This window comes from Colwellia sp. BRX8-7, assembly GCF_014077275.1.
Classification (GTDB): Bacteria; Pseudomonadota; Gammaproteobacteria; order Enterobacterales; family Alteromonadaceae; genus Colwellia_A.
Genome location: NZ_JACGVP010000035.1, coordinates 1 through 6,789, shown reverse-complemented (window position 1 = coordinate 6,789; position 6,789 = coordinate 1). Strand labels below are relative to the sequence as shown.

At 37.4% G+C, this 6,789-nt stretch carries 6 protein-coding genes; 3 read left to right on the top strand and 3 right to left on the bottom strand.

Translation table 11 applies throughout. From position 1 onward, the window contains the following. Nucleotides 1-239, bottom strand: a 239-nt coding sequence (locus tag H4J57_RS18860) for a succinylglutamate desuccinylase/aspartoacylase family protein (RefSeq protein ID WP_310733557.1), incomplete at its 3' end; no start/stop codon positions are given. A gap of 5 nt (nt 240-244) precedes the next feature. Then, nucleotides 245-1,150 carry a 30S ribosomal protein S6--L-glutamate ligase gene (gene rimK, locus H4J57_RS18855; RefSeq protein ID WP_070376387.1) on the bottom strand — a complete coding sequence of 302 codons (906 nt, stop codon included), beginning with the start codon at nt 1,148-1,150 and terminating at the stop codon, nt 245-247. A 150-nt stretch (nt 1,151-1,300) separates the two neighbouring features. Here rimK and H4J57_RS18850 point away from each other — a divergent pair, with 150 nt between their 5' ends. The 3 genes from H4J57_RS18850 (at nt 1,301) to H4J57_RS18840 (ending at nt 3,948) form a co-directional block, all read left to right on the top strand. Then, nucleotides 1,301-2,149, top strand: coding sequence for a LysR family transcriptional regulator (locus tag H4J57_RS18850; RefSeq protein WP_182218101.1), 849 nt, complete (start codon nt 1,301-1,303; stop codon nt 2,147-2,149). A 73-nt stretch (nt 2,150-2,222) separates the two neighbouring features. Beyond that, complete coding sequence (locus H4J57_RS18845) at nt 2,223-3,050, top strand: alpha/beta fold hydrolase (RefSeq protein ID WP_182218099.1); 828 nt, start codon at nt 2,223-2,225, stop codon at nt 3,048-3,050. Beyond that, nucleotides 3,028-3,948 carry a diguanylate cyclase gene (locus tag H4J57_RS18840; RefSeq protein ID WP_182218097.1) on the top strand — a complete coding sequence of 307 codons (921 nt, stop codon included), beginning with the start codon at nt 3,028-3,030 and terminating at the stop codon, nt 3,946-3,948. Before H4J57_RS18845 ends, H4J57_RS18840 begins: the two co-directional genes overlap by 23 nt. Nucleotides 3,949-4,044: 96 nt before the next feature. Here H4J57_RS18840 and H4J57_RS18835 read toward each other — a convergent pair whose 3' ends face one another. Next, nucleotides 4,045-6,231, bottom strand: coding sequence for an OsmC domain/YcaO domain-containing protein (locus H4J57_RS18835; protein ID WP_182218095.1), 2,187 nt, complete (start codon nt 6,229-6,231; stop codon nt 4,045-4,047). Nucleotides 6,232-6,789 lie beyond the last annotated feature (558 nt).

Here is a 6,789-nt window from a genome sequence, read left to right as displayed (position 1 = left end):
GTTATTTTAAGTTTCTTTTCGTGGATCAAGCGTCGAATAATTTCAATACCATTTAATTCGTCGCCATGTACCGCCGCACTCAAAAAAATAGTGGGCCCCGGTTTTTTAGCGCGAATAATATGAACGGGTAAAGAAACGTCGGCATCGGTATATAACTTAGCAACCGGCAACTCTATTTTGCGCTGCTCTCCAGGTAAAATTTCAAATTCACCAATGCGTAATATGTCTGTAGAACTCACTTTCATTATCCTTTGCCACGTGTTTTGGTGTCATGAGGTTTTGCATTCTTTTCTAAAAACTCAAACACCATCCCAGCAACATTTTTGCCTGTCGCTTTTTCGATACCTTCAAGGCCAGGAGATGAATTAACTTCCATTACCATAGGACCATTTTGTGAACGCAGTAAATCGACACCACACATGTTCAAACCCATCGCTTTTGCAGCACTGACAGCAGTATCACGCTCAGCCTTAGATAATTTAACCACTTCAGCAGAGCCGCCACGATGTAAATTAGAACGAAACTCACCTTCAGCGCCTTGACGTTTCATCGCCGCAACCACTTTACCGCCAATCACTAAACAGCGAATATCAGCACCACCGGCTTCTTTAATAAACTCTTGTACCAAAATATTCGCGTTTAAACCCATAAACGCTTCGATAATGGCTTCAGCTGATTTAGCCGTATCGGCTAATACTACGCCTATGCCCTGCGTGCCTTCGAGCAACTTAATAACCACCGGCGCGCCGCCAACATTTTTAATTAAATCTTTGGCATTATCAGGTTTGCTGGCAAAACCCGTTCGCGGTAAACCCAAACCTTTACGCGATAGCAACTGTAATGACCGTAATTTATCGCGTGAGCGGCTGATAGCGACGGACTCATTAATGTTGAAGGTACCCATCATTTCAAATTGTCTTGCCACAGCTGTGCCATAAAAAGTCACAGAGGCGCCAATACGAGGAATAATTGCATCATACTTTGGTAGTTCTTTACCGTGATAACGCACCGATGAACGGCTACTCGTAATGTCCATATAGCAATGCAAAGTATCGATAATATCAACTTCATGGCCCATAGCTTCACCCGCTTCTTTTAAACGACGGGTAGAGTAAAGTTTTTTATTTCTAGATAAGATAGCAATTTTCATAAGTCAGTCTTTTGATATTCACTTTTATTTAATGATAAAAAGTGAGGTAATAAGTGCTGTGGAGTGTATAGTCAGCTTATTAAATAATATAGCGCTATATTTTGATGAGTTTAATCAAAAAAAATGATTGCGTTGTTTGTCGAGGTTTGTATGAGAATCGAACTATTAAAAACATTTCTTGAAGTGAGCCGTACATTACACTTTAGAATAGCATCTGAGAACTTATTCATTACTCAATCTGCAGTAAGCGCAAGGATTAAGTTATTAGAAGGTGACTTAGGTGTGCTGTTGTTTGACCGAAGCCAAAAGCATTTAAAATTAACCCCAGAAGGTAATCGGTTAATAAAACATGCTAATGAGTTATTGTTTATGTGGCAAAAAACTAAACAAGATGTTGGTGTTGCAGACAGTGATACTTATCAATTAGTTGTTGGCTCTATGATGTCTATTTGGGATATTGTCTTACAAGACTGGTTAAAAAAAATACACAGAAACCTTGATGATGTTAGTTTATTAACCAACACTTACTCGCCGTTAGAGCTTAGAAAGAGTTTACTGAGTCGTGTGGTCGATGTTGCCTTTTTTTTCGAGCCGCCGTTTGTTAAAGATTTAATCACTGAAAAAGTCGCCACGGTTCCACTACATTTAGTCACCACAGAGCCAAACGATACTATCGAAAAGTTAACATTAGATAACCACATAATGGTCGACTATGGTGAATCAGTGAATGCGCAACACCTTCGAGAATTTCAAGATGCTCCTCCCGCAAGACACTATATGAGCCAACCAAGAATTGCATTAAATTTTCTATTGGACGCCGGCGGAAGTGCTTATTTACCCAGACAAATGACTTTTGAGTATATCGAGAAAAATAAATTATACCTAGTTGAAGAAGCGCCGGTATATTCAAGAGATATATATGCCGCTTATTTAGCGAAAAGTCAGAAAACTGATATAATTGAGCAAACGCTGCAACTGTTTCCTTCTGTGGTAATATAAGCAAGATTATTAGATAGTAGTATAAACAAGGTTAGTAACCGTTAATTAACGATACATTTGAGTAGGAAATATTATGCTTTTGTCAAAAGAGGTGTTGATTAGAAATAATGTTAAAATTGTTGGAAAAGGTGATAGAACACTTTTTCTTGCGCACGGTTTTGGTTGCGATCAAAACATGTGGCGCTTTTTAACGCCAAAGCTACTGAACAAGTTTACCATCGTACTCTTTGATTATGTCGGCTCTGGTGGTTCAGATATCTCACAATACAACAAGAAACGTTATAGCCAACTTGATGGGTATGCCGAAGATATTATTGAAATAGCTGAAGTGCTAGAGCTATCAAATGCAATCTTTGTCGGACACTCTGTAAGTAGTATTATCGGTGCGATTGCCGCCAATAAAAGGCCTGATTTTTTTTCTAAGCTTATCATGATATGCCCTTCACCTTGTTTTCTAAACTTTCCTCCTGAATACTTGGGCGGCTTTGAAAAAGAAGATTTACTCGAATTATTAAGCCTGATGGATAAAAATTATATTGGTTGGGCTGATTATTTAGCGCCATTAGTGATAGGAGATGATAATTCAACGGATTTAATAGGAGAGTTAACGGGAAGTTTTTGCTCTACTGATCCTGTTATAGCGAAGAATTTTGCTGAAGCAACATTTTTATCTGATTATCGCCATATTTTAAAAGATATAAAGCAACCTTCATTAATTTTTCAAAGTAAAAATGATGCCTTGGCTGCGACGACTGTTGGTGAGTTTATTCATAGCCAAATAAAAAATAGTCAACTGGAAGTGATTCTGGCTGACGGACATTGTTTACATATGACGCATCCGAACGAAATTGTCGACTTAATAATAGAATACGCGAACAATGACCACGACACGCAAAAGTAAAGCACAAAGTAACATGCAAAATTATTCGCTGGATAGTTTTCCTTGCGGTGCTTTAGTCACTAATTCGTCAAGAGTTATTACCTATGTTAATGCATATTTCACTACTGAACTATTATGGCAACCAGCAGCCCTTATCGGTAAAAGTACAGATGTGATTTTCACAAAATCGTCAAAAATATTTTTTCAAAGTTATCTCATTCCAACACTTTTACATGAGAAAACGTGTGAAGAAATGCAGTTAATTATATTTAATGCTCAAGGGGCTCGCATTCCAGTAACCGTGAACGCGCATTTAGGTGATGATGGCTGTATTTACTGGAGCTTTTTTAATGCCTCTAAAAGAGACCAACTTTATAATGAATTATTAAAAACCCGCGAAACATTAGAAGAGCAAGCAGAAGCGTTGAAATTACTTGCTTCTACTGACGAATTAACCGAGTTATTAAATAGAAGAGAAATGAAATCGCGAAGCATTTTAGTCCTTGAGCAGGCAGCAAGATCTCATCAATCGGTTGGTTTATTAATGCTCGACATTGATCACTTTAAGAAAATAAATGATAGCTTTGGCCATTTATCAGGAGACCGAGTATTAAAAGAGCTTGGTCAAAAGTTGAAAGCCTTTTGTCGACAAACAGACCTCGTTGCTCGCTTTGGTGGTGAAGAATTTTTGATCATGCTACCTGACACAGACAAAGTGAATGTTTTATTATTTTGTGAAAGATTACATCAGTTAATTGCTAACATTAAGGTTGATAACAAACCATTAATGGTAAGTATTGGTGCCAGTATTTGTAACGATAAAATATCATTTACTGACTTCTACGCTCAGGCTGATAATGCCCTATATAAAGCAAAAGAACTTGGCAGAAACAGAACCGAGGTGTATAAAACTGATTAATGCTCATTAAACTTAAGATTTAAAATTTAAATGCGCAACGTTTATAAAAAGCCAATACCTATAGTAGATATTGGCTTTTTACATGATATGTTTTTACTATTTTTCAGCCGCTATTTTACGTGCTTGGTGTAATTTTTTGTAGCTTTCAATCAACCTCAGGTGCTTATCTAAACCTTCAAGTTTGATACTTGTTGGTGTTAAACCATAAAACCTAACTTCACCAAAGACTGAACCAACCACGTGTTCCATAGTCTCTTCACCAAACATTCGATTAAAGTTACCGATATAGTCTTCAAGTTCCATCTCTTCGTCTAGGGTAACTTCTAATACCGCATGAACCGCTTGATAAAATAAGCCACGTTCAACCGTATTGTCATTGTATTGTAAAAACTCTCCAACTAATTCAATAGCCTCTTCTAAAGCGCCTAAGGCAAGATAAATAAGAATTTTTAATTCAAGAATAGTGAGCTGACCCCAAACGGTATTTTCATCAAACTCAATACCAATTAATGTTTTTATATCAATGTAGTTATCTTGTTGGCTATCTTCTAAACGCTCAACTAAAGCGACTAATTGTTCTTCACTTAAAATGTGAAGATTTAAAATATCTTCGCGGTATTCAAGAGATTTATTGGTGTTGTCCCAAATAAGGTCTTCAACCGGATACACTTCTGAATAGTCTGGCACTAGCATTCGACAAGCAGTAGCCCCCAATTGATTAAACTCTGCGATATAGACTTCTTTGCCCAAGTCTTTCAAAATCGCCATTAACACAGCATTTTCTTCTTCGTTGGTGCCAGAAAAATCCCATTCGCAAAATTCATAATCAGCTTTACTGCTAAAGAAACGCCAGGAAACAACACCTGTTGAGTCAATAAAGTGATCAACAAAGTTTTCAGGTTCAGTAACCGCCATGCTATTAAACGTTGGCTTGGGTACATCGTTTAAGCCTTCAAAGCTTCTTCCTTGTAACAACTCCGTCAAACTCCTTTCTAGGGCAACTTCAAAACTTGGATGAGCACCAAAGGAGGCAAAGACACCACCCGTTTTAGGGTTCATAAGCGTGACACACATGACCGGGAATTGACCACCTAACGATGCATCTTTAACGACAATAGGAAAGCCCTGCGCCTCTAACCCTTCAATGCCTGCTAAAATACTTGGGTATTTTGCGATTACGTCTTTGGGCACATCGGGTAAAATAATTTCTTGTGCAATAATTTGTTTTTTTACCGCACGTTCAAAAATTTCTGACAAGCATTGTACTTGTGCTTCGGGTAAATTATTACCTGCACTCATACCATTACTTAAGAATAAATTTTCAATTAAATTTGAAGGAAAATAGACGGTTTCACCATCAGAATGGCGTACATAAGGAATAGAGCAAATACCTCGCTCCGCTAAGCCAGAGTTGGTATCTATTAGGTTCGAACCCCGTAATTCATCGTCAGGGTTATATATCGCTAAACAATATTCATCAAGTATGTCGCTGGGCAACTCATCATTGACGCCTGGTTTAAACCATTTTTCATTGGGATAATGAACAAAATCACTGTTGGCAATATCAACACCAAAGAACTGATCGTTATAAAAGAAATTACAGTTAAGACGCTCAATAAATTCACCAAGTGCAGAGCAAAGCGCACTTTCTTTCGTTGCGCCTTTACCGTTAGTAAAGCACATCGGTGATGCCGCATCACGGATGTGCAATGACCAAACATTAGGCACAATATTTCGCCAAGAAGATATTTCAATCTTCATACCTAAATCAGCCAACAGACCTGTCATATCGGCAATAGTTTGTTCAAGTGGTAAGTCTTTACCTAAAATGTAGGTGCTGGAGTCACTTGCTGATTGCCCCATAAGCATTGCTTGGGCGTCGTTTTCAAGACTATCGACTATTTCTACTTTAAACTCTGGTCCACTTTGAACGACTTTTTTAACGGTACAGCGATCAATGGAACGGACAATGCCTTTACGGTCTTTCTCAGAAATGCTTTCAGGCAACTCAACCTGAATTTGAAAAATTTGGTTATAACGATCTTCAGGATCTACAATATTGTTTTGTGACAAACGAATATTTTCAGTCGGTATATCACGCGAATTACAATAAACTTTAACAAAATAGGCGGCACAAAGCGCTGATGAAGCTAAAAAATAATCAAAAGGCCCTGGAGCAGAGCCATCACCTTTATAGCGAATAGGTTGATCAGCGATGACAGAAAAATCATCAAATTTAGCTTCAATTCTAAGGTTGTCGAGATAATTAACTTTGATTTCCATTGAATAATTTCCGAAGTTTTGCACTAAAAGCTCAGTGATTTGCTTAGTTTTAGCGACTGCCAATTGGCAAGATGTAATTAATGGTCGGTATTATCTGTTTTTTCGAGACATTAGTCTTGGAAAAAAAGACATTAATTAAGAAAGACACTGTTTTAAATAAAATAGTGTGATGTAACCAGGAATTTGATTTTACAGGGACATTAAAATAGCTAGGTAAAGTGTGATAAAACAATGATTCACTCAAGGTAGTGAATCATTTTTATCATGACTCGCGACACAACAAACGGCAATAGCTATAAAAACTGACCGCATATAAGCTATAAATAAACAAAAAAGCTATTTAACAAAGGGTTAAATAGCTTTTTTAAAGATATGTGTTCACGTTTAATAAATGATTAAGAATTAACCGCCACATTTCTTAGCGTCAGTTTTGGTTTCGCCACATTTACCTTTTTTGTCTGCTTTACCTTCACCACATTTACCTTCGCCGCATTTACCTTTTTTGTCGGTTTTAGTTTCACCACATTTACCTTCGCCGCATTTACCTTTTTTGTCTGC

Coding starts and splice junctions, on each gene's coding strand:
- rimK (WP_070376387.1), bottom strand. CDS start 1,150: ATGAAAATTGCTATCTTATCTAGAAATAAAAAACTTTACTCTACCCGT.
- H4J57_RS18835 (WP_182218095.1), bottom strand. CDS start 6,231: ATGGAAATCAAAGTTAATTATCTCGACAACCTTAGAATTGAAGCTAAA.
- H4J57_RS18840 (WP_182218097.1), top strand. CDS start 3,028: ATGACCACGACACGCAAAAGTAAAGCACAAAGTAACATGCAAAATTAT.
- H4J57_RS18850 (WP_182218101.1), top strand. CDS start 1,301: ATGAGAATCGAACTATTAAAAACATTTCTTGAAGTGAGCCGTACATTA.
- H4J57_RS18845 (WP_182218099.1), top strand. CDS start 2,223: ATGCTTTTGTCAAAAGAGGTGTTGATTAGAAATAATGTTAAAATTGTT.